The following is a 22,490-nucleotide window of genomic DNA, read 5'->3' as shown; positions in this document are numbered from 1 at the left end:
TCGCGCGGGTTCCAAATCCGAATGGCCGGTTTCGCTACATCCTGAACACGCCGAACTTCGTCTCGGGAACGGGCGCGTTCAACGCTGCAGAGAAGGCCAGAGCCAGGACGCGGCGTGTCTCCGACGGCAGGATGATCCCGTCGTCCCAGAGCCGTGCGGTAGCATAGTAGGGCGAGCCTTCCTTTTCGTACTTGTCGCGGATCGGCGCCTTGAAGGCTTCTTCCTCGTCCACGCTCCAGGCCTTGCCCTCGGCTTCGATGTTGTCGCGCCGCACGGTGGCGAGAACGCTCGCCGCCTGCTCACCGCCCATCACCGAGATGCGCGAGTTCGGCCAGGTGAACAGGAAGCGCGGGGAATAGGCGCGGCCGCACATGCCGTAATTGCCGGCGCCGAACGAGCCGCCGACCAGCAGCGTGATCTTCGGCACCTGGGCGCAGGCCACCGCGGTGACGAGTTTCGCGCCGTCCTTGGCGATGCCGCCCGCCTCGTACTGCCGCCCGACCATGAAGCCGGAGATGTTCTGCAGGAAGAGCAGCGGGATGCGCCGCTGGCAGCACAGCTCGATGAAATGCGCGCCCTTCTGGGCGCTCTCCGAGAACAGGATGCCGTTATTGGCGATGATGCCGACCGGCATGCCCCAGATCCGGGCAAAGCCGGTGACAAGCGTCGTGCCGTACAGGCGCTTGAACTCGTCGAACTCGGATCCGTCGACGAGGCGCGCGATCACCTCGCGGATGTCGTATTGCTTCTTGAGGTCGGTGGGCACGATCGCGTCGAGATCTTGAATCGCATATTTCGGCTCCACCGGTTCGGCGATATCGATATCGATGCTCTTGCGGGTGTTCAGCGTGCCGACGATGCGGCGTGCGATGGCAAGGGCGTGAACGTCGTCGGTGGCGTAGTGATCCGCCACGCCGGACTGGCGGGCATGGACGTCCGCGCCGCCGAGATCCTCGGCCGAAACCACCTCGCCCGTCGCCGCCTTCACCAGGGGCGGTCCGCCGAGGAAGATCGTGCCTTGGCGGCGCACGATGATCGTCTCGTCCGACATGGCCGGCACATAGGCGCCGCCCGCCGTGCACGAGCCCATGACGCAGGCGATCTGCGGAATGCCGAGCGACGAAAGGGTCGCCTGGTTGTAGAAGATGCGGCCGAAATGCTCCCGGTCCGGGAACACCTCCGTCTGATGCGGCAGATTCGCGCCACCGGAATCGACCAGGTAGATGCAGGGCAGACGGTTCTCGCGCGCCACTTCCTGGGCGCGCAGGTGCTTCTTCACCGTCATCGGGTAATAGGTGCCGCCTTTGATCGTCGAATCGTTGCAGACGATCATGACCTCGCGGCCCTCGACGCGGCCGATGCCCGTGATGATGCCGGCGCCGTGGATCGCGTCCTCGTACATGCCGTGAGCGGCGAGCGAGCCGAGTTCCAGGAACGGAGCGCCCGGATCGAGGAGGCGCATCACCCGCTCGCGCGGCAGGAGCTTGCCGCGGGCGAGGTGCCGCTCCCGGGCCTTGGCGGGACCGCCTTCCGCCACGGCCTGGCGCTTGGCCTGGAGATCCTGCGCGAGCTCCGCCCAGGCGGCACGGTTCGACCGCGCGGATTCCGAGGTCAGGTCGGCAGAGGTGGCGATGACGGGCACGGCGGTCTCCCTTGGTCTTGTTCTCGGCCCTTCAGCGGCGGCAAGCCGCGGGGCCGAAACGTCAGTACCTAGAACCGGGGAGTCCGCGCAACTGGCTTCAGCGGGGTGCCGCGTCAGCCTTTCGCACGAATGACCGTTTCCTGACGCACGACGCCCGGTCCGCAGCGATAGGCGATGCCGCGCACGAGCGACCAGTCGTGGGAGACCTGCTGCAGATAGAGATGCGTTCCGCCGAGCGCGATGGTCGCCTGGAGCATGTCCTCGGTCGCATAGCCGAAGGTGGAACGGCCGAGGGTGACGCCGAAGCCGATATTGACCGGCCTGTGGGTTCCGGGAGTCGTGGGCGTCACGGGGCTCACCTCGCCGAGGCGGGTACAGACCCGCACATCCGCCGGCGAATCGACGATCTTGACGAGTTCCGCCGGCTCGGGCCGGACGGCGCAGGCCGAGGCAGCCAAAGCGACAAGGGAAGCAAGAAGGACGCGTTGCATGGAGGTTCCGCCAATGATCAGCCGTTTGCCCCAGCTTAGAGCATGAACCGGCCTTGGGGAGAAGCCTTGCCGTATCCTGTGTGAAAAACCTAGACGCCGTGGCCCAAGAGCAACGGTGCCTCCACCCGCTCGGTCGGACCGAAAATCCCCTCGAAGGCCCTGCGCATCGCCGCATCGACCTCCGGCATCGTGACCGGTATGCCGAGATCGACGAGGCTCGTGACTCCGTGTTCCGTCACGCCGCAGGGAACGATGCCGGTGAAATGCGAGAGATCCGGCTCCACGTTGAGGCTGATGCCGTGGAACGTGGCCCATCGCCGGACCCGGATGCCGATGGCGGCGATCTTGTCCTCGGCGGTTTCGCCCTTGTCCGGCCGCTGCACCCATACGCCGACCCGATCCTCCCGCCGCTCGCCGCGGATGTTGAAGGCGTCGAGCGTCGCGATGAGCCAAGCCTCCAGGGCCGTCACGTAGCGGCGCAGATCGGGAGCCCGCCGCTTGAGGTCCAGCATGACGTAAGCAACCCGCTGGCCGGGGCCATGATAGGTGTATTGCCCTCCCCGCCCCGTCTGATGGACCGGGAAGCGATCCGGTTCCACGAGATCCGCCGCCTTGGCCGATGTCCCCGCCGTATAGAGCGGGGGATGCTCCACGAGCCACACCAGCTCGCGGGCCTCGCCCGCCGCGATCGCCTCGGCACGGGCCTCCATGAAGGCGACCGCCTCCTCATAGCCGACCAGACCGTCGGTGATCAGCCACTCCACGGGTGCGGAACCGGCTTCGGCGTGGAACTGAACGGCCAGGCTGTCTCGCAGGTTCGACACCGATTCACCCTCAATCTCGCAGGCAGCAGAGCGGGAAAGCTCTCAGCCTCTCGAAGGCACACGGCCCAAGCGTGCGTCCTTCATCAAACTCCCGCCTATATAGTCGTGACAGCCGCTTATCGCCTATACCGCGGTCGGCAGGCGAGGCATTCGCTCCGATCAACCGCCGCACGCGCCAAGGAGGGGGTTGCAGCGGCCCAATCGATCTGCTAGAGCGGCCACCTCTTCAGGAAAACCAGTCCTGAAACCGAGTTCGCGGTCATGGCGGAATTGGTAGACGCACTACCTTGAGGTGGTAGCGGGGAGACCCGTGGAGGTTCGAGTCCTCTTGACCGCACCAACTTTCGGCACTCTCGTGCCGAAGACGAAAAGGCCCCTTTCCGGGGCCTTTTTTGTTGACCATATCCGGCCTGTGCCGCAGGCGGCTTGAACCCCTGTTTCAGGTTCCTGAATCAACCAGGCAGGAACGGTCGATAACCGATTCTCCGAGAAAGTCTTTTGGGCGCATTGCGTGAGCCGGCGCACGCCCCTAAAAGGCGGGCAACCCACCTTCAGAGGACGGCTGATGCTGGAAGTCGAAGACAAGACGCCGCTTCCGAAGCCCGATGGGCCTGAAACTGAAACTCCGCCGTTCCGGGACGAGGAAGGCGAGCTCAATCCGGAATTCCTGGCCGCCGCCGCCGATGCCATCGAGGCCTCGGAGGTCGAGCGCCTGCAGAAGCTCGTCGAAGACTTCCACGAATCCGAGCTCGGCGATCTTCTCGAAGCGCTCGAGCCGGATCAGCGCCCTCGCCTCATCGAACTCCTCGGCACGTCGTTCGACTTCGCCGCCCTGACCGAGGTGGATGAGGCGGTCCGCGAGGAAATCCTCGAGGAGCTCGAGACGGCGACCGTCGCCGAGGGCGTGCGCGAGCTCGATTCCGACGACGCGATCACGATTCTCGAGAGTCTGCCCGAAGAGGAGAAGGCGGAGGTTCTTGATCAGCTTCCGGCGATCGAGCGCGTCGCGCTCCAGCGCTCCCTCGATTACCCCGAGGACAGCGCCGGACGGCGCATGCAGACCGAGTTCATCGCCGTGCCGCCGTTCTGGACGGTGGGGCAGACCATCGACTTCATGCGCGAGACGGAGGAACTGCCGGAAACCTTCTACGAGATCTTCGTCATCGATCCGGCGGCGCGTCTGCTCGGATCGGTTCCCCTGGACCGGCTGCTGCGCTCGAAGCGCCCGGTCACGATCCAGGACATCATGAACGCCGAGCCCGACCGGGTGGAGGCGACCGAGCATCAGGAGGAGGTGGCGCGCCTGTTCGAGCGCTACAACCTGGTCTCCGCCGCCGTGGTGGACGAAGCGGGCCGTCTCGTGGGCGTGATCTTGGTCGACGATATCGTGGACGTGCTCGAGGAAGAGGCCGACGCCGACATCAAGCAGCTCGGCGGCGTGAAATCGGACGAAGAGCTCTCGGATACGATCCTCTACATCCAAAGGAGCCGCTTCCCGTGGCTCTTCGCCAACATGTGCACCGCCTTCCTGGCGGCGAGCGTCATCAGGCTTTTCTCGGATTCCCTGGAACGGATGGTGGCGCTCGCCATCCTGATGCCGATCGTCGCCTCCATGGGCGGCAACGCCGGCACCCAGACCATGACGGTGGCCGTCCGGGCGCTGGCCACCCGCGAACTCGGCCGCGCCAATGCCTGGCGCATCATCCGCCGGGAGGCGGCGGTCGGCCTGCTCAACGGGCTCGTCTTCGCCGTGATCCTGGGGACGATAGCGGGCCTTTGGTTCCAGTCCCCCCAGCTCGGCCTCGTCATCGGCCTTGCCCTCGTCACGGTGCTGATCTTCGCAGCGCTCGGCGGGATCTTCGTCCCCTTGACCCTCAACCGGCTCGGGGTCGACCCTGCCGTATCGTCAGGTCCGTTCGTCACCAGCATCACGGACATCGTCGGCTTCTTCGCCTTTTTGGGTATCGCAACGGCCTGGTTTCATCTGTAAGCTTGTTTCGCGCTCCTGTCGTAAGGGCCTGTTAACGCTCTTACGGCATCTCTGGTGCGATCCAGTCCTGCGTACAATACAGTTGAACCGATGAAGACTCGCCGCCGCTCCTCCAGCCGCTCCAAGAGTTCCGGCCTGAAGACATTCGTCCGGGCCGCCCGGTTCAGCGCGCTCGCCGCCGTCGCCATGGGGCTTGCCTCCTGCGCGGTCATGCCCTCGTCCAGCCGCTACCCGACCAAGGGCGACGCCCGCCCGCACGATGGTGTCGCGACGGCCCACAGGCTGCCGATCCACGGGGTCGATATCTCCAAATGGCAGGGCGACGTCGACTGGGCGGCTCTGCGCCAGGCCGGCACGAAGTTCGCCTTCATCAAGGCGACCGAGGGCGGCGACCATATCGACAGCAAGTTCCACGAAAACTGGTGGGAGGCCAAGAAGGCCGGCGTGCCCCGCGGCGCCTACCATTTCGTGTACTGGTGCCGTCCGGCCCACGAGCAGGCGGCCTGGTTCAAGCGCAACGTTCCGCAGGACCCAGACGCGCTCCCGCCGGTGCTCGACGTGGAGTGGAACGGGCAATCGGTGAACTGCCCAAAGAAGGTTCCGCGCGAGCAGGCGCTTGCCATGATCGACGTGATGCTGCGCGAGATGGAAGCCCATACGGGCAAGCGGCCGATCATCTACACTGACATCACCTTCCACAAGGAGATCCTGGAAGGCGAGTACAACGACTATCCCTACTGGATCCGCAGCACGGCGGCCGAGCCCCACGTGCGCTACAACAACCGCCGCTGGACCTTCTGGCAGTTCACGACCACGGGGCGCGTCCCCGGCGTGAAGGGCGACGTGGACCGCAACACGTTCTACGGCACGGAAAACCAGTGGCGCATGTTCGTCCAGAGCGCTTGCGACCCCCGCGACCACGGCCGCCTGAGCCAGCAGGGCGTCTGCCGTGACATGGATGCGGTGCAGACCGCGAGCATCGCGGAGTAAGAGGGAAGGCAGATCCCGACATTCTCACGCACAGGCGAGCCTGCCCAAATAAACCATGGGTATATTATGCTAACTACAGCCCTGAGACCCGTTGACGATACAATATAACGGTGCTTAATTGTCGCAGCTTTGAGACTTATGGAGCTCGACGATGCCGTTTCATATCCCGCGCCCAGATCCGACAGCCCCTCGCCCCACGGCAGGCAACGACACTATCGAGGGGACCGATGGTGACAATGTCTTAGAGGCCTATTTAGGCAATGATCTTCTGCGGACGGGAGCCGGCAACGATACGCTGGTCGCCTCTGTCGGGAACCATACTCTCGAAGGCGGCTTGGGCGACGATCGGTATGTGCTGACGAGCAGCGCCAGTACATATCTGATCAACGACGTTGGCGGCACCGATACAATCGACTTCGCTCCCTACGCGCTGAAAGGCGTCTATCGGGTGGGCGCAGGGGGCACGGCCGACCCTTCGGGCAACGATCTCTACCTGGTCTTTTCCACCTTCAAAGTGACGGTCCGAAACTATTTCGTCACGGGTGAGAACGGTGGCCATGTCGAGGCCCTGAAGTTCAACTCCTTCTCTCCGTTCGAAGAAAGCGTCACATGGCAGATGGGCGATGTTTTGAACGCCCTGCAGCAATCGTGGCCCTCCATGGAAGACGAGTTCCTCTACGCCGATCCGACCGGGCTCCCCACCCTGCTGGATGGCGGTGCTGGCAACGACTACCTGCACAGCTACTTCGCGAATGACACCCTGCTGGGCGGTGCGGGCAACGACACCCTTCTGGGCAGTCGCGGCGACAATATTCTCCAAGGCGGCACCGGAGACGATCTGTACAAGATGGAAGAGTACGGCGGAACCGACATTCTCTTCGACCAGGAAGGGAACGATACCGCGCTTGTTTCTTACATCGTCTCGAAATTCGAGCGCCGAGGCTCCGACCTGATCATCACCTCGACCCATAACAGCAAGCTGACTATTCAGGAATTCTTCAACAAAACACCTGGCGCCCCGTTAATGGGCTCCATCGAGCACCTCTGGCTCGGCGGTTATGTCAAGGATTGGTCGATCCCCGGGCGTTACTGGACCGTTGAGGAGATATGGGCCGAGGCCATCTCTCTTGAAGCGGAAAATCCTGCCCCCGTCCCAGAGAATCCTCCGCTTCCGCAAGAACCGGTCACCCAAGAACCGGATCTCTCAGGTCCTTGCCCGCCATCGTCAGATGCTGGAGGGGACGTTAGCCCAGTCGACATCGACTCTCCCGAGGTCTTCAGCTTCGCGAGCGCACGCGCCGCAGGGCTTGGGAAAACGCGCTCCAAGATCGATCACTTTGAGGCCGGGACCAATGTCATCGACCTCAGCGGGATCGATGCCAACACGAAGGTTGCCGGCGACAACGCCTTCAAGGCCCTTCTCACCGGCAAGAAGCCCTTCTCCAAGGCCGGACAGCTTCATTACGACAAGAAGACGGGCATCCTCTCCGGCAACACGGACAAGGACGCGGCGGCCGAGTTCCAGATCCAGCTCAAGAATAAGCCGGAGCTGCTGAAGCTCAGCGACTTCATTCTCTGACCGAAAGAGCAGAAGCGACCCATTCAAACTCCCCGGCCCAGGCCGGGGAGTTTTTCGGTTGTCTCCCTTCGAGCAAATTTCTCCGCTTCCCGCTTGATAAGGGCAGCAATGCTGACCAAAATGATCGTCGAGAAAAGCGATCCATCGCGTACTCTTGCGAGTCGACGAATGGAACAGGGAGGATACGATGCTGCCGAACGCCGCCAAGGGCTTCAATTTCGATCTCGGCGAGACCGCCGACGCCATCCGCGAGACCGTGCGCGATTTCGCCCAGGAGAAGATCGCCCCGCGGGCGGAGGAGATCGACCGTACCAACCAGTTCCCGCGCGATCTCTGGCCGCAGATGGGTGATCTCGGCCTGCACGGCATCACGGTCGAGGAGGAGTATGGCGGAGCGGGCCTCGGCTACCTCGAGCACGTGATCGCCATGGAGGAGATCTCCCGGGCATCCGCCTCCGTCGGCCTGTCCTACGGGGCCCATTCGAATCTCTGCGTCAACCAGATCCGCCGCAACGGCAGTGACGATCAGAAGCGCCGCTACCTGCCGAAGCTGATCTCCGGCGAGCATCTCGGGGCGCTGGCCATGTCCGAGCCGGGCTCGGGCTCCGACGTGGTCTCCATGCGCACCCGCGCGGAAAAGCGCGGCGACCGCTACGTGCTCAACGGCAACAAGATGTGGATCACCAACGGCCCCACGGCCGACACCCTGGTCGTCTACGCCAAGACCGACCCGGAGGCAGGACCGCGCGGAATGACCGCTTTTCTCATCGAGAAGGGCTTCAAGGGCTTCTCCACCCACCAGAAGCTCGACAAGCTCGGCATGCGTGGCTCGGACACCTGCGAACTCCTGTTCGAGGATTGCGAGGTGCCGGAGGAGAACGTGCTCGGCCAGGTCGGCCGGGGCGTCAACGTGCTCATGTCCGGCCTCGACTATGAGCGCGCCGTGCTGGCGGCTGGCTCCACGGGCATTATGCAAGCTTGCATGGATGTGGTGCTGCCTTACATCCATGAGCGCAAGCAGTTCGGACAGGCCATCGGCGAGTTCCAGCTCGTGCAGGGCAAGGTCGCCGACATGTACGTGACCATGAATGCCGCCAAGGCCTATGTCTATGCGGTGGCCAAGGCCTGCGACCGGGGCGAAACCACCCGCGAGGACGCGGCCGGCGCCATCCTCTACGCGGCCGAGAACGCCACCAAAATGGCCCTTGACGCGATCCAGCTCCTCGGCGGCAACGGCTACATCAACGACTATCCGACAGGCCGCCTGCTGCGCGACGCCAAGCTCTACGAGATCGGCGCCGGCACCAGCGAGATCCGCCGCATGCTGATCGGCCGCGAGCTGTTCGCCAAGACGGCGTGAGAAGCCGCCCTTGGGCGACCAGGAATAATCCCTGGCCGCCTCGGCAAAGCTTGAGCAGTGCTTCTCCTTCTGGCCGAACCGGCTACAGTGAGGAATTCATTGACAGCCGCGAGGCCCCGATGACCCTGACGCTGTATGCCCATCCCTTCTCGTCGTATTGCCAGAAGGTCCTGATCGCGCTGTATGAGAACGGCACGCCGTTCGAATACCGGACGCTCGGCGACGAGCAGAGCGGCGCCGAGCTGGAGGCTCTGTGGCCGATCAAGAAGTTTCCGGTGCTCGTGGACAGGGGCCGCACCGTCATCGAGGCGAGCATCATCATCGAGCATCTCGGGCTCCACCACCCCGGGCCGGTCCGCCTCGTTCCGGAGGATCCCCGGGAGGCTCTCGAGGTACGGCTGATGGACCGCTTCTTCGACAATTACGTCATGACGCCGATGCAGAAGATCGTCGCCGATCGCATCCGCCCGGAGCAGGATCGCGACTCCTTCGGCGTCGCGGAGGCCAGGACCATGCTCGACCGGGCCTATGGCTGGCTCGACGGGACGCTCGCCGAGCGTGAATGGGCCGCCGGCAGCACGTTCAGCCTGGCCGATTGCGCGGCGGCTCCATCGCTGTTCTACGCCGACTGGGCCCATCCCATCGGCGAGGCCTTCGCACGCGTCCGGAACTATCGGCAGACGCTCCTCGCCCGTTCCTCCTTTGCCCGCGCGGTGGACGAGGCCCGGCCCTATCGCCCGTTCTTTCCGCTCGGCGCCCCCGACCGAGATTGATGCACGGCAGGCTTGCGTTCGAAGATCGTCGCTGCGGTAGCCTGCAGGCCCAGGGCCCGTTATGAAAGCCTATCGCATCATCAGGAAACAGCCATGACCCTCGACAAGACCATCGCCGATGCCCTGCGCGCCGCCTCCACGGCCACGATCACCACCGTGCTGCTGAAGAAGGGTATCCGCCGCTGCTGGATGAAGGGGCCGATGCCGGCCTTCAATGCCACGGAAAAGATGGTCGGCCGCGCCTTCACCCTGCGCTTCGTGCCCGCCCGCGAGGATCTGGCGACGCCGGAATCCTGGGCTTCCCCGCGCTCCACCCGCGCCGCCATCGAGGACATGCCGGAAGGCTGCATTGCGGTGGTCGATTCCATGGGCGTCACGGATGCCGGCATCTTCGGCGACATCCTCACCGCCCGCATGAAGAAGCGGGGCGTCGCCGCCCTTGTCACGGACGGCGTGGTGCGCGATGCGGTCGGCGTCGAGGGCACGAACCTCCCGGTCTGGTGCGCGGGCGTGGCCGCGCCGCCGTCCGTTGCGGGTCTGACCTTCGTGGGCTGGCAGGAGCCCATCGGCTGCGGCGGCGTCGCTATTTTCCCGGATGACGTGATCGTCGCCGATCGCGACGGCGTCGTGGTGATCCCCGCCGCCCTGGTGGAAGAGGTCGCCAAGGCCGCCTTGGCGCAGGAGCACTACGAGCTCTGGGTGATGCGCGAGGTCGAAAAGGGCGTCCCCCTCCCCGGTCTCTATCCGCCGAATGCCGAGACCAAGGCCCGCTACGAGGCCGAGTTGAACAAGGCTTGAGCCAAGAGAGCTTCGCGTGTCCTCCGCGGACACCCTCCGTATGTCATGGCCGGGCCTGTCCCGGCCATCCCGATTGGAAAGGCGCGGCGCCTCAGACGATCGGGATCACCGGCACAAGGTCGGCGATGACGGCGGAAGTGAATGTCTGGCCTTGCACCAAATCTGAGGACAGCGGGTGTTCTACTATGTCTCGAAAATCGTGTGGTTCTTCGCCACGCCATCCAATCTCCTGATCAGCCTCATCCTGCTGGGGCTGATCCTCGCTCTGTTCAGGCGGCTGCGTCGGTTCGGCATCGGGATCAGCCTCGTCTTCGCCCTGGCGACCATCGCGTTCGGCCTTCTCCCCGTCGCCAGCTACATCCTGCTCCCGCTGGAAGAGCGGTTCTTGCCCTTTCGGGACGATGGGAAGCCGGTGGACGGCATCATCCTTCTCGGCGGCTCGGTCGAAGCCGCGGATTCCGCCTCGCGCGGCATGATCGTCTCCAATGAATCGGCGGAGCGCGTGCTCGACACGATCCAGCTCGCCCACCGCTATCCTGCTGCCCGCATCCTGATCTCGGGCGGAGGCGGCACGGTCTTCGGCGACGGCGCGGCCGAGGCTCCCATCATCGCGGCCTACCTGAAGAGCGTCGGCGTCGATCCGGCCCGCATCCTGGTGGAGGATCGCTCGCGCACGACTTCGGAGAATGCGGCCTATTCGAAGGAATTGGCTAAACCTCGGGAAGGCGAGCGCTGGCTTCTCGTAACGTCCGCTTGGCACATGCCGCGAGCCGTCGGCGTGTTCGAGAAGGCGGGATTCCCGGTCACGCCCTACCCGGTCGATTTCCGCACCGGCGGTGGCAGCAACAACCATCGCCCCTTCGCCTCCATCTCGGAGGGCCTGCGGCGGCTCGATCTGGGCACGAAGGAATGGGCCGGTCTAATCGGTTATTACGCGACGGACCGCACGTCGCAACTCTTCCCGGGACCTCAGGGCTCCGCAGCCGGTGGCAGCGCCAGCCGATAGGTTCCGCGAAAATCGTCGGGATCGACCGGACGTCCTTTGCGCAGGATCACGATCCGCCCCTCCTTCATGAGGCGCACGGCCACTTTCCGGACCGGCTGCATCAAGGGTCCCCATCCCTCCGGCTGATTGCCGCCCAGGACTTGCGCCACATCGGCCGGGCCGATCGTCCTGCCGGGGCCGCGCTCATCGAGAAGAGACAGCATGGCGGCCTCCAGTTCCTCGGGCGTCGCGCTCTTAGACATCGGATGGCCTCACGGCTGCGTCGTGGGCATCCGACAGGAACTGGCGCCGCCACATGACCAGGAGAACGCCGGCGGTCGCCGCGATGAAGAGATAGGCGCTCACGAACCAGCCGAGATAGGCGAGCGAGAAGAAGAATGCCCGTTGGCCCCGGTTGAAATGCTTGCCGGCCACCGCGTTCATCGCACCGGCCTGATGGGCGACGGCGAGCGCCTCCTCGCGGCTCGCCTCCTTCAGCACAGGCACCGCCCCGACGATGATCGCCATGTAGTTGAACAGCCGGTACGACCAGGCGAACTTGAAGAAGGCATAGACGAAGATCACGGCAAGCCCGATCACCTTCACGTCCCAGGCCAGACGCGTCGGAGGTTCGCCAAAGGGCAGGTCCGCGAAGACGGGAAGCACCGAGTCAGTGGATTGCAGGAGGGCCAGCACGCCGCCGACGGCGATCAGCGAGGTCGAAGCGAAGAAGGCGGTGCCGTTCATGAGGGAGGCCAGGATCGTCGTGTCGACGATCCGATTCTCCCGCACCACCATCTGCTCCATCCAGCGGTAGCGGTACTGGTTCATGATCTTGTTCAGGCTCTTCTGCCCGGCAGGCGTGAGTTCGAGCGCGGCGTGATAGCCGACCCAGGCGATGAGGAAAAACGCCAGCGCCACGTAATCGAGATTGGTGAAACCCAGCACCCTTCGCCTCCGGTTGACTCCACAGCCATCATGCCCAGTTTGTTGAAGGGCTCATAGGGGGAACGATCCGTATGCCTCAGACCATCACCCGCGGCTACAAGACATTGCTCGACGAGGCCAATGCAAGGATCCGAACGCTGCCTGTCGCCGAGGCTTTGGCCCTGCACGGCCGCGAGGATGTGGTGTTCGTGGACCTGCGCGACCCGCGGGAGCTCGAACGGGAGGGGCGCGTACCGGGAGCCGTGCATTGCCCGCGCGGCATGCTGGAATTCTGGATCGATCCGGAAAGCCCTTATCACAAGCCGGTCTTCGCCCAGGACAAGACCTTCGTGTTCTTCTGCGCCGCAGGATGGCGCTCGGCGCTCTCCACGGCGACCGCGCAGGACATGGGGTTGAGCCCGGTCGCCCATCTGGAGGGTGGCTTCACCGCCTGGAAGGAAGCGGGCGGTCCTGTCGAGACCAGGGAGATTTCGAAGGGTTAAGCCGTTCCGCGAATCTCGAATCGACCGGACGGGTCGAATTCGGGATCGCCGCGATTCAGGATCTCGACCTTTTCGACTCTCGAGCCGGCCGGTCCCCCCTGGCAGGCCTTCAGCATGACCTCGACGAGGTTTCCGGGCCCCGAGAACACCGCCTCGACCGTGCCGTCCCGCCGGTTGCGCACCCAGCCTTTGAGCCCGTGCAGTTCCGCCTGATGCTGCGTCCAGGCGCGAAAGCTCACGCCCTGGACGCGTCCGTGGATCAGAACGTGTGACGTTCGGTTCTCGACCATCGTCTCTCAACGGTGTGCGTGGCGGGCATCGGTATGGCGCCCGGCGTAATCCTCATCCAGCGCCTGAATAATGCGCTCGCCGTTCTGCGGGTCCAGTTTGCGCAAAATCTCGTCGATCTTCGCTTCCATCCGGTCGTCGCCCTCTTTCGATTGCGGGGAGCCGACATAGAGGAGGATCGCCAACCCTCCAACCTGCCAGAGGAGCTGCAGAAACTCGGATTGCCAGTTCTCGAACGTATCCCGGGACATCTCGACGAGATACTCGGGGAACTGAATCGGCTGGGCATGGGCCTGCTGCTCGCTGACATAGGCGAACCAGCCGAACAGCCAGTGGCCGATCAAGGAGATGATGAAGAAACCCAGGGTGACCCAGGCATAGCCGTAGGCTTTCCAGATCGAATGGGTTTTCGTGTTCATGATCCAACCTCTTACACATATGGATGATATAACAATCCAACGCGTGTATACGGCAAAGGTTCTCAGAACGAGGCTTCGCTGGTTCAGCGAGCCTTGAGGACCGAGCCGGAAGGAGCCTTCCAGAGGGGGCGGACCTTAGGCTCTTGTGGCGTCGGCGCTGAGGCCTGCGTCTTGGGCAGCCACACACCCAGGCTTCGAATGTAATCCTCCGGCAGGCCGGCATGCTGGGCCGCTTCCACCACGCCTTCCATGTAGCCTGGCAACGGCGTGCCGGGCTTGGCGCTCCGTCCGATGTAGACGATCGCCCGGCGTGGTCCCTGCTCCGTCACGACCGGCTGAACCACCTTGCTGTAGAGGCCGGTGGACAGGCTCTCATAGCGGTCGAGGGCGGGCACGTCGGCGAGAGCCAAGTCCCACACCATGCCCCAGACTGCGCGCTGCGGATCCCGCACGACGGTCGCGTATCCTTCATCGAAGATGATGAAGCGGTGCCGCATGAGCCGCGCGATGCCGACCGGCTTCGAGGCCGGGCAGCGCTGGAGCATGGCGGCCCGGTCCATGTTGGAGCCATAGGCGAAATAGAGGGGCATCGGCTCTCTCTGTCGTTCCTCATGGCATACGATCGGAGTCCGGCGAAAAGCCGGCCGTCCAGAGACTTTTACTGAGAAACCTCAGGTGTCAGGGCGGCGCTTATGCGAACTCCATGATGACGGCATCCACCGCCAGGCTGTCGCCCTCCTTGGCATGGATCTTGGAGATGGTGCCGTCGCGCTCGGCGCGCAGCACGTTCTCCATCTTCATCGCCTCGACGATGCACAGGGGCTCGCCGGCCTTGACCTCCTGGCCCTGAGCGACGCTGATCACCTTCACCAGCCCGGGCATCGGGCAGAGAAGCTGCTTGCCCGTATCGGCCTCCAGGCGCTCCGGCATCAGGGCCGCCAATTCCGCCTCGCGCCTGGTATAGACCCGCACCTCGGCCGAGGCGCCGGCATGGGCCAGGGCAAAGCCGTTCAGGATCGGCCGCACCTGCACGGCGATGGCTTGACCGCCCACCGTGCCGGTCCAGACCGGCTGCCCGGGCGTCCAGCCCGAGACGACCGGCCAGGCTTGACCGTTGACGAGGACCGCAAAGCCGCCCTCGATGTCCTCGATCACGACTTCATGGCGTTCCTTGCCCAGGAGAACCACCCGCTCGCGGTCGAACCGCACGCTTGCAGCCGGACGCATCTGGCCCGAGATACGGCGCTTGCGCTCGTTGAGCAGGTGATCGATGGCAGCTCCGACCGCCACCATGCGCAGGGCCACCTCGCCCTCCGGCGCCGGCGCCTTGAAGCCCTGCGGGAACTCCTCGGCGATGAAGCCGGTGGACAGCTTGCCCGATTGCCAGCGCGGATGCTGCATCAGGGCCGACAGGAACGGGATGTTGTGGCGGATGCCGTCGATGGCGAAGGCATCGAGCGCCGCGGCCTGAGCCTCGATGGCCTGGAGGCGGGTCGGCGCGTGCGTCACGAGCTTGGCGATCATCGGGTCATAATAGATCGAGATCTCGCCGCCTTCGTAGACGCCGGTGTCGTTGCGCACCGTGACGCCATCCCGCTCGCCCTCGTTCGGCGGCCGGTAGGTGACGAGCCGTCCCGTGGAGGGTAGGAAGTTGCGCACCGGGTCTTCCGCATAGATGCGGCTTTCCACCGACCAGCCCTTCAGCTTCACGTCCGACTGCGTCAGCCTCAAGGGCTCGCCGGCGGCGACCCGGATCATCTCCTCGACCAGGTCAATGCCGGTGATCATTTCGGTCACCGGATGCTCCACCTGAAGGCGGGTGTTCATCTCGAGGAAATAGAACGATTTGTCCTGGCCGGCCACGAACTCGACCGTGCCGGCGGAATCGTAGCCCACGGCCTTGGCGAGAGCCACGGCCTGCTCGCCCATGAGGCGGCGGGTCTCCTCGTCGAGGAGCGGGCTCGGCGCCTCCTCGATGACCTTCTGGTTGCGACGCTGGATCGAGCACTCGCGTTCGCCCAGATAGATGACGTTGCCGTGCTTGTCGCCGAGCACCTGGATCTCGATGTGGCGCGGATCGGTGATGAACTTCTCGACGAAGACCCGGTCGTCGCCGAAGGAGGAGGCTGCCTCCGACTTGGCGCGGGCAAAGCCCTCGGCGACCTCGTCGGCCGAATAGGCGATGCGCATGCCCTTGCCGCCGCCGCCGGCCGAGGCCTTGATCATGACCGGATAGCCGATCTCGCCCGCGATCTGAACCGCCTGGTCGGGCCCTTCGATCACGCCAAGATAGCCCGGAACCGTGGAGACCTTTGCGGCCGCCGCCGCCTTCTTCGACTCGATCTTGTCGCCCATGGCCGCGATGGCGCCGGGGTTGGGCCCGATGAAGACGATTCCGGCCTCGGCCAGCGCCTTGGGGAAGGCCTCGCGCTCGGACAGGAAGCCGTAGCCCGGGTGGACCGCCTGGGCGCCGGTCTGCCGGCACGCCTCGATGATCTTCTCGATCACGAGGTAGGACTGGGCGGCCGCGGCCGGTCCGATATGGACGGCTTCGTCGGCCATCTCCACATGGAGGGCATCCCGATCGGCATCGGAATAGACGGCCACAGTCTTGATGCCCATCCGCCGGGCGGTCTTGATGACCCGGCACGCGATCTCGCCCCGGTTCGCAATCAGGATCTTGTCGAACATGAACCCTCGAACGCTCCACCCAAACTATTAAGCCCCACCTCCGTTACTGCACATCCGTGCCTTGGGGAAGCGGGGCTTCATTCAGCATTTAGCGTTAGATGGGGCGCTGTCCTCAGGCGGCCATCTGGGACAGCCTCGCCTGCTGGCGTCCGCGCATGATGAAGTCGAGGAGCGCCACGTCGACGTAGCCGGCCTCGTCCAGAATGGCGTAAGCGATGTCCATGGCGTTCGGAGAGGGGCCGCTGATCTCCAGCAGGGTGGCGAGCCAGAAGGCGTCGTCGTTGCTGACCACGCCGTGCGGTGCCCGGTTCCAGACGACGAAATCGACCACGAGCCTGCTCAGTGCCGGACCCCAGCTCTCGCCGGCATCGACGACGCGATCGAGCGCCAACAGAGATTCGACCTCAAGGCGGCTCGTGATGCCGCCGTCCAGGATCTCGTCCTGAAGCATCTTCACGTCTTCGTCCGAAACTTGCTTGGTCTCGGAGATCCTGTCGATGAAATCGCGAAGTTGAACCTTCATCATCCGTCTGACTCCCGCCGGCTTTTCTTTGGCTGACTGCCGGTTGATCGCTTGTCTGAGGCGGACTCTCACACGGATGGCAGGCTTAAACCGTTAACACGAGATCCTGAATCGCCGTTGAGGTTAAGCGTTGTTGAGAGACTTTGGTTGCCGGAATCTTGCCGAGACGGATTCTCCTGGAATTACGCGGATTTGCCCGCAAGGGACGTGACAGCTTTGCAATCCCGCAAGGTCACCCTTTCCACACTTCAGCGGCCCTCGGTGGTACCTATGTTCTCGACAACGCAGCGCAATCCGCGCTCGCCCGTTAAGGAATAATCCCATGCGGCACCACGGTATCCATCACGTCACTGCCATCGCCGGCCCCGCCCGTCGCAACCTCGATTTCTACACCCGCGTGCTGGGCCTGCGCCTCGTCAAGAAGACCGTCAACTTCGACGATCCGGGCACCTATCACTTGTATTTCGGCGATAGCCTCGGGCAACCCGGCTCCATCCTGACGTTCTTCCCGTGGGAGCATGTCGCGCCGGGACGCAACGGGATCGGCTCGACGCAGGAGACCTCGTTCCGCGTGCCTGAGACATCTTTGGGCTTCTGGGCGCATCGGTTCATCGAGCAAGGCGTCGAGCATGGCACCGTGGAGAAGCGGTTTGGCCAGAGCGTACTGACCTTCAAGGATCCGCACGGCACGAGCCTCGCGCTTGTCGGCGCTCCGAATGCGGAGAGCGAGCCCGCCTGGACGGTCGATGGCATCCCGGCAGAGCACGCCATTCGCGGCCTGGAAGGCGTCACGCTCCTCGTCGAGAACGGCGAGCGGACCGGCGCCATCCTGACCGACGTGTTCGGCTTCAGCGAGACCGCCCGCGACGGCTCCCTCGTCCGCTACAAGACCGACGCCCTCATGGGCAGCACGGTCGACATCCGCAGCGCCGGCGGCTTCCTGCCGGGCCGGATGGGCGGCGGCTCCGTCCATCACGTGGCCTTCCGCGCCAAGGACGACGCCGACGAGGCCGAGATGGTGAAGAAGCTCGCCGAGAACCACGGCCTGCAGACCACGGAGCAGAAGGACCGCAACTACTTCCGGTCCGTCTATTTCCGCGAGCCGGGCGGCATCCTGTTCGAGATCGCTACCGACGAGCCCGGTTTCGCCGTTGACGAGCCTCAGGACAGCCTCGGCGGTGCCTTGAAGCTCCCCGCTTTCCTGGAGCCCCGGCGCAGCGAAATCGAATCTCACCTGCCTGAACTGGCCTGAACAAAAGCCCCCTCCTGCACCGAAGTTGGGTGCTCCCGACTTCGGCATTGAGAATGTCCGGGTCGGGAACACCCGATCCGGATGGGAGGGGGAGAAAGACGAAATCATGACCGATCTGTCCTTCATCCATCGCTTCGAGCCCGCCACGGACCCGAACCGTCCTCCGCTTCTGCTGCTCCACGGCACCGGTGGCGACGAGAACGATCTCCTGGGCCTCGGGCGCATGATCTCCCCGGGCTCCGCCCTGCTCTCCCCGCGCGGCAAGATCCTGGAGAACGGCATGCCCCGCTTCTTCCGGCGACTTGCGGAAGGCGTGTTCGACGAGGAAGACGTGAGGCTGCGAGCAAACGAGCTAGCGGATTTCGTCGCCGAGGCCCGCAAGACTTATGGGCTTGAGGCACCCATCGCGGTGGGCTTCTCCAACGGGGCGAACATCGCGGCCGCGATGCTGCAGCTGCGGCCGGAAGCGCTGTCCGGCGCAGCGCTGCTGCGGACCATGGTGCCGCTGTCGAGCGCACCGCAGGCGGATCTTTCGGGGAAGCGCATCCTGATGGTCTCCGGCGCGATGGATCCGATCGTTCCGGCCGACAATGCGAAGCAGCTCGCGGCGTCTCTCTCGGGCTCCGGCGCAGAAGTTCAGCACGACGTTCTGCCGACCGGTCACAACCTGTCGCAGACGGACCTGCAGCTGCTCGTGAAGTGGTTTGGCCGATGATGTACGGCGGTTGAAGACGTGGATGGCCGCAACAAGTGCGGCCATGACGTTGAGAGTTTGAAAGTGTCATTCCCGGCCGGAGCGTCAGCGGAGGGGAAGGGAATCCACTGTCAGGCTCAGCGCTATGGATCCCCTTCCCGCACTGCGTGCGCCGGGGATGACATCCTCTTCGTCATGGCCGAGCTTGTACCGGCCATCCACGTCTTAAGACGAGCCGAGAACCCCGGTCTCGAAGAACCGTTCCATGGCTTCCTCGGCCGGCCTGATGTCGATGCCGCGCCCCACAAGCCATGCATCGTCGAAATGCGTGCTGCGATAACGCTCGCCTGAATCGCACAGAAGCGTCACGACCGAACCCCGCTCGCCATTTTGCACCATCTCGCCAACGATCTGAGCGACCGCCCACAGGTTGGTTCCGGTCGAGCCGCCGCAGGAGCGGCCGATGCGGCGGGAGAGCACGCGGGCGGCTGCAATGCTCGCCGCATCCGGCACGGCAAAAGCACGATCAATCAGTTCCGGCACGAAGGACGGCTCGCACCGGGGACGGCCGATGCCCTCGATCACCGAGGGTGGTCCCGAAACGTTACACACGGCCCGGTCCGCCAAATGGCGATGGAACACCGAAGCCTCCGGATCGGCGAGAGCGAGCTTCGTCGGCAGACGACGATAGCGGATATAGCGGCCGAGCGTCGCCGAGGTACCGCCGGTCCCCGCTCCGACCACGATCCATGTCGGGATCGGATGCTCCTCGTGCGTCATCTGGCTGAAGATCGATTCGGCGATGTTGTTGTTGCCGCGCCAGTCGGTCGCCCGTTCGGCATAGGTGAACTGGTCCATGTAATGGCCGCAGAGTTCCTCGGCGAGCCGCGCGCTCTCCGCGTACATCTCGGCCGGGCTGTCCACGAAATGACTCTCGCCGCCATAGAAGGCGATCTGCGCAATCTTCTCGGCCGATGTGGAACGCGGCATCACGGCGATGAAGCGCAGGCCAAGCATGCGGGCGAAATACGCCTCGGACACGGCGGTCGACCCGCTCGAGGCCTCGACGATAGTGGTCCGAGGCCCGATCCAGCCGTTGCACAACCCGTAGAGAAACAGCGAGCGCGCCAGACGGTGCTTGAGGCTGCCCGAGGGATGGGTCGATTCATCCTTGAGATACAGCTCAATGCCCGGCGCGGCCGGCAGCGGCACCCGCAGCAGGTGCGTATCCGACGAGCGGTTGAAATCCGCTTCGATGATCTGGATGGCGGTCGAGACCCAGGTGCGGGGACAGGATGCAGCCATGATCACAGCGGAATATTATCGTGCTTCTTCCAGGGCCGCTCGCTCTCCTTGTGGCGGAGCATCGCGAGCGCCCGGGCGATCCGCCGCCTCGTCGAATGCGGCATGATCACTTCGTCGATGTAGCCGCGCTCCGCCGCCACGAAGGGCGACATGAAGCGGTCCTCGTATTCCTTGGTGCGGGCCGCGATCTTGTCCGCATCGCCGATGTCCTGGCGGAAGATGATCTCCACCGCGCCCTTGGCGCCCATCACGGCGATCTGCGCCGTCGGCCAGGCGTAGTTCACGTCGCCGCCGATGTGCTTGGACGCCATCACGTCATAGGCGCCGCCGAAGGCTTTTCGCGTGATCACCGTCACCAGCGGCACCGTGGCCTCAGAATAGGCGAAGAGCAGCTTCGCCCCATGCTTGATCAGGCCGCCATATTCCTGCGCCGTGCCCGGCAGGAAGCCCGGCACGTCCTCGAAGGTGACGATCGGGATGTTGAACGCGTCGCAGAAGCGCACGAAACGCGCGGCCTTGCGCGAGGCGTCCGAGTCGAGCACGCCGGCCAGCACCATCGGCTGGTTGGCGACGAAGCCGACCGTGCGACCCTCGACGCGGCCGAAGCCAGTGATGATGTTCCGGGCATAAGATTCCTGGATCTCGAAGAAGTCGCCCTCGTCCACGACCTTCAGGATCAGCTCCTTCATGTCGTAGGGCTTGTTCGGGTTCTCCGGGATCAGGGTGTCGAGGCTGGCGTCCGTGCGGTTCGGGTCGTCGAAGCTCGGGATCTCGGGCACCCCGTCCATGTTGTTGGCCGGCAGGAAGTCGATAAGGCGACGCACCTGCAGCAGCGCCTCCACGTCGTTGTCGTAGGCGCCGTCGGCCACGGACGACTTGGTGGTATGGACCTTAGCGCCGCCCAGTTCCTCCGAGGTGACCGTCTCGTTGGTGACGGTCTTCACCACGTCGGGGCCGGTGACGAACATGTAGGAGCGGTCGCGCACCATGAAGATGAAGTCGGTCATGGCGGGCGAATAGACGTCGCCGCCGGCGCAAGGCCCCATGATCACCGAGATCTGCGGGATCACCCCGGAGGCGATCACGTTGCGCTTGAACACCTCGCCGTAGCCGCCGAGCGCCGCCACGCCCTCCTGGATTCGGGCGCCGCCGGCGTCGAACAGGCCGACGATGGGGGCGCGCATCTTGAGGGCCATGTCCTGGATCTTGATGATCTTCTGGGCGTGCGCCTCGGAGAGCGAGCCGCCGAAGACGGTGAAGTCCTTGGCGAAGACGAAGACCGTGCGGCCATTGACGGTGCCCCAGCCGGTGACGACGCCGTCGCCCGGGATCTTGACTTTCTCCATGCCGAAATCGGTGGAGCGGTGCTCGACGAACATGTCGAACTCCTCGAAGGAGCCCTTGTCGAGCAGGAGCTCGATGCGCTCCCGGGCGGTCAGCTTGCCGCGGCCGTGCTGCGCCTCGATGCGCTTCGCGCCACCGCCCAGGCGAGCCTGCGCACGCCGCTCCTCAAGCCGTTCAAGCATGTCTTTCATCGGAAATCCCTGGATGCCGGGGGAAAGTTTCTCCCCGCTTAGCACAGCCGTGCGGAGGTCAAAATCCCACTATCGGCGTGGGCCCGATGTCCTTTCACAGGAACGCCCGAGGGATCCGGGCTGAATTACCGCGTCGCGAGGCGATAAACCGTCGAGGCGGCCTTGAAATCGGCCTCGCGCCGCCGGCGGCGCTCCATGGCCTCGTAGTCTTCGCCCCAGACACTTTCCTGGTAGAGCTCGTCCACATGGGCTGCGGCCCAGGCGCGATCGACGTCCAGTTCCTGCGCGGCATGGGCGAGCGCGATCAGCACCGAGCCGGAAAGGGTGGTCATCACGTGGAGGGCGGCCAGAGCGAACGGAGACCGGACCTGCTCGATGGCGCTGCGGATGGCGGCAACGGCGTCATCAGGCTGGGCGACATGCATGACGCCCTCGCCGAGGGTGAAGCGAGCGCCATGCGCCTCCCTGGCCCAGTCGAGAACCGGGCTCCAGGCTTGGTCCTGGGACCTGGCGAGGCGCTCGGGCTCGCCGGCGCGGTAATAGACGAGATCGGACCCGGCATAGCGGACGAGATCGTCCACGACTTCCGCCTGCCGGGGCGTGACGCCGTCGATGGCCGAATTGACGATGCGGGTGATCGGCATCGTCGACGGATCGATCTCGGCACCCTGCCCCTGCCATTCCTCGGCAAGCGCCTCGGCGAGCTCTCGTGTCGGCGCGGCCAGGTCCTGTTTGCCGGGCGTCTTGGCGGTGCGTCCGTCCAGGGTCAGGAGGAACCGGCCGTCCCGTTCCTCCACGCCGGCGTTCTTGTAGAAGCGTTTGGGCAGGGTGGGCTTCATGCCGGCCTGGGCGGCCCGCATGGGGTTCGGTTCCTCTTCGGACGGGAACCAGTCGCGTGGATCAGTCATGGGCCTAAAATGG

At 64.6% G+C, this 22,490-nt stretch carries 22 protein-coding genes, 1 tRNA gene and 1 pseudogene; 11 read left to right on the top strand and 13 right to left on the bottom strand.

What is annotated here, in order from left to right:
- Positions 1 to 34: 34 nt before the first annotated feature.
- The 3 genes from VB672_RS21975 to lipB form a co-directional block, all read right to left on the bottom strand.
- Positions 35 to 1,642 (bottom strand): carboxyl transferase domain-containing protein, encoded by a 1,608-nt coding sequence (locus tag VB672_RS21975; protein ID WP_329786334.1) that lies wholly within the window; start codon positions 1,640 to 1,642, stop codon positions 35 to 37.
- Between the two features lie 113 nt (positions 1,643 to 1,755).
- Positions 1,756 to 2,133 carry a hypothetical protein gene (locus tag VB672_RS21970; protein WP_329786333.1) on the bottom strand — a complete coding sequence of 126 codons (378 nt, stop codon included), beginning with the start codon at positions 2,131 to 2,133 and terminating at the stop codon, positions 1,756 to 1,758.
- A gap of 89 nt (positions 2,134 to 2,222) precedes the next feature.
- A complete protein-coding gene (lipB, locus tag VB672_RS21965) occupies positions 2,223 to 2,957 on the bottom strand; it encodes a lipoyl(octanoyl) transferase LipB (protein ID WP_329786332.1) in 735 nt (244 codons plus the stop codon).
- A 255-nt stretch (positions 2,958 to 3,212) separates the two neighbouring features.
- Between lipB and VB672_RS21960 the strand changes: the two genes are divergently transcribed.
- From VB672_RS21960 to VB672_RS21925, 8 genes are all read left to right on the top strand, one after another.
- A tRNA-Leu gene (locus tag VB672_RS21960) sits at positions 3,213 to 3,297 on the top strand.
- A gap of 225 nt (positions 3,298 to 3,522) precedes the next feature.
- Positions 3,523 to 4,947 (top strand): magnesium transporter, encoded by a 1,425-nt coding sequence (gene mgtE, locus VB672_RS21955; RefSeq protein WP_329786331.1) that lies wholly within the window; start codon positions 3,523 to 3,525, stop codon positions 4,945 to 4,947.
- A 186-nt stretch (positions 4,948 to 5,133) separates the two neighbouring features.
- A complete protein-coding gene (locus VB672_RS21950; RefSeq protein WP_329786347.1) occupies positions 5,134 to 5,937 on the top strand; it encodes a glycoside hydrolase family 25 protein in 804 nt (267 codons plus the stop codon).
- Positions 5,938 to 6,088: 151 nt separating this feature from the next.
- A complete protein-coding gene (locus VB672_RS21945; RefSeq protein WP_329786330.1) occupies positions 6,089 to 7,516 on the top strand; it encodes a calcium-binding protein in 1,428 nt (475 codons plus the stop codon).
- A gap of 187 nt (positions 7,517 to 7,703) precedes the next feature.
- On the top strand, positions 7,704 to 8,876 hold the full coding sequence (locus VB672_RS21940; protein WP_329786329.1) for an isovaleryl-CoA dehydrogenase: 1,173 nt from the start codon (positions 7,704 to 7,706) through the stop codon (positions 8,874 to 8,876).
- 119 nt (positions 8,877 to 8,995) lie between these two features.
- Positions 8,996 to 9,649, top strand: a complete 654-nt coding sequence (locus tag VB672_RS21935) for a glutathione S-transferase family protein (RefSeq protein ID WP_329786328.1) — start codon at positions 8,996 to 8,998, stop codon at positions 9,647 to 9,649.
- Positions 9,650 to 9,742: 93 nt separating this feature from the next.
- Positions 9,743 to 10,447, top strand: coding sequence for a ribonuclease activity regulator RraA (locus tag VB672_RS21930; protein WP_329786327.1), 705 nt, complete (start codon positions 9,743 to 9,745; stop codon positions 10,445 to 10,447).
- A 175-nt stretch (positions 10,448 to 10,622) separates the two neighbouring features.
- Positions 10,623 to 11,453 carry a YdcF family protein gene (locus VB672_RS21925; protein ID WP_329786326.1) on the top strand — a complete coding sequence of 277 codons (831 nt, stop codon included), beginning with the start codon at positions 10,623 to 10,625 and terminating at the stop codon, positions 11,451 to 11,453.
- Here the strand turns inward: VB672_RS21925 and VB672_RS21920 are convergent.
- Together VB672_RS21920 and VB672_RS21915 are read right to left on the bottom strand one after the other, a co-directional pair.
- On the bottom strand, positions 11,417 to 11,695 hold the full coding sequence (locus tag VB672_RS21920; protein ID WP_329786325.1) for a DUF3253 domain-containing protein: 279 nt from the start codon (positions 11,693 to 11,695) through the stop codon (positions 11,417 to 11,419). The genes VB672_RS21925 and VB672_RS21920 overlap by 37 nt on opposite strands.
- Positions 11,688 to 12,380 carry a DUF599 domain-containing protein gene (locus VB672_RS21915; protein WP_329786324.1) on the bottom strand — a complete coding sequence of 231 codons (693 nt, stop codon included), beginning with the start codon at positions 12,378 to 12,380 and terminating at the stop codon, positions 11,688 to 11,690. Before VB672_RS21915 ends, VB672_RS21920 begins: the two co-directional genes overlap by 8 nt.
- Positions 12,381 to 12,451: 71 nt before the next feature.
- Here VB672_RS21915 and VB672_RS21910 point away from each other — a divergent pair, with 71 nt between their 5' ends.
- Positions 12,452 to 12,862, top strand: a complete 411-nt coding sequence (locus VB672_RS21910) for a rhodanese-like domain-containing protein (RefSeq protein ID WP_329786323.1) — start codon at positions 12,452 to 12,454, stop codon at positions 12,860 to 12,862.
- On the opposite strand, the gene VB672_RS21905 is transcribed toward VB672_RS21910, so the two are convergent.
- The 5 genes and pseudogenes from VB672_RS21905 to VB672_RS21885 form a co-directional block, all read right to left on the bottom strand.
- The gene (locus VB672_RS21905) at positions 12,859 to 13,152 is read right to left on the bottom strand and encodes an acylphosphatase (RefSeq protein WP_329786322.1); all 294 of its coding nucleotides are present in this window, start codon (positions 13,150 to 13,152) and stop codon (positions 12,859 to 12,861) included. The genes VB672_RS21910 and VB672_RS21905 overlap by 4 nt on opposite strands.
- Before the next feature lie 6 nt (positions 13,153 to 13,158).
- Positions 13,159 to 13,569, bottom strand: a complete 411-nt coding sequence (locus VB672_RS21900; protein WP_329786321.1) for a DUF6766 family protein — start codon at positions 13,567 to 13,569, stop codon at positions 13,159 to 13,161.
- 176 nt (positions 13,570 to 13,745) lie between these two features.
- Positions 13,746 to 14,159, bottom strand: a pseudogene (locus VB672_RS21895) (gamma-glutamylcyclotransferase family protein); the annotation flags it as partial.
- A 100-nt stretch (positions 14,160 to 14,259) separates the two neighbouring features.
- Positions 14,260 to 16,260 carry an acetyl/propionyl/methylcrotonyl-CoA carboxylase subunit alpha gene (locus tag VB672_RS21890; protein ID WP_329786320.1) on the bottom strand — a complete coding sequence of 667 codons (2,001 nt, stop codon included), beginning with the start codon at positions 16,258 to 16,260 and terminating at the stop codon, positions 14,260 to 14,262.
- A gap of 112 nt (positions 16,261 to 16,372) precedes the next feature.
- The gene (locus tag VB672_RS21885) at positions 16,373 to 16,783 is read right to left on the bottom strand and encodes a hypothetical protein (RefSeq protein ID WP_329786319.1); all 411 of its coding nucleotides are present in this window, start codon (positions 16,781 to 16,783) and stop codon (positions 16,373 to 16,375) included.
- 322 nt (positions 16,784 to 17,105) lie between these two features.
- On the opposite strand from VB672_RS21885, the gene VB672_RS21880 reads away from it, so the two are divergent.
- Together VB672_RS21880 and VB672_RS21875 are read left to right on the top strand one after the other, a co-directional pair.
- Positions 17,106 to 18,035, top strand: a complete 930-nt coding sequence (locus tag VB672_RS21880; protein ID WP_329786318.1) for a ring-cleaving dioxygenase — start codon at positions 17,106 to 17,108, stop codon at positions 18,033 to 18,035.
- A 106-nt stretch (positions 18,036 to 18,141) separates the two neighbouring features.
- Entirely contained in the window at positions 18,142 to 18,750 is a 609-nt protein-coding gene (locus VB672_RS21875) for an alpha/beta hydrolase (RefSeq protein WP_329786317.1), read from the top strand.
- A gap of 204 nt (positions 18,751 to 18,954) precedes the next feature.
- Here VB672_RS21875 and VB672_RS21870 read toward each other — a convergent pair whose 3' ends face one another.
- The 3 genes from VB672_RS21870 to VB672_RS21860 all read right to left on the bottom strand — a co-directional run bounded on the left by VB672_RS21870 (position 18,955) and on the right by VB672_RS21860 (position 22,477).
- Positions 18,955 to 20,034, bottom strand: coding sequence for a PLP-dependent cysteine synthase family protein (locus VB672_RS21870; protein ID WP_329786316.1), 1,080 nt, complete (start codon positions 20,032 to 20,034; stop codon positions 18,955 to 18,957).
- Between the two features lie 2 nt (positions 20,035 to 20,036).
- Positions 20,037 to 21,569: an acyl-CoA carboxylase subunit beta gene (locus VB672_RS21865; protein ID WP_329786315.1), complete on the bottom strand. Its 1,533-nt coding sequence runs from the start codon at positions 21,567 to 21,569 to the stop codon at positions 20,037 to 20,039.
- A 125-nt stretch (positions 21,570 to 21,694) separates the two neighbouring features.
- Positions 21,695 to 22,477 (bottom strand): ATP12 family chaperone protein, encoded by a 783-nt coding sequence (locus tag VB672_RS21860; RefSeq protein ID WP_329786314.1) that lies wholly within the window; start codon positions 22,475 to 22,477, stop codon positions 21,695 to 21,697.
- Positions 22,478 to 22,490 lie beyond the last annotated feature (13 nt).

It is taken from the genome of Microvirga sp. CF3016 (assembly GCF_036314085.1).
Lineage (GTDB): Bacteria > Pseudomonadota > Alphaproteobacteria > Rhizobiales > Beijerinckiaceae > Microvirga.
The sequence above is the reverse complement of the archived record's forward strand: the minus strand, read 5'-3'. Positions and strand labels throughout refer to the sequence as shown.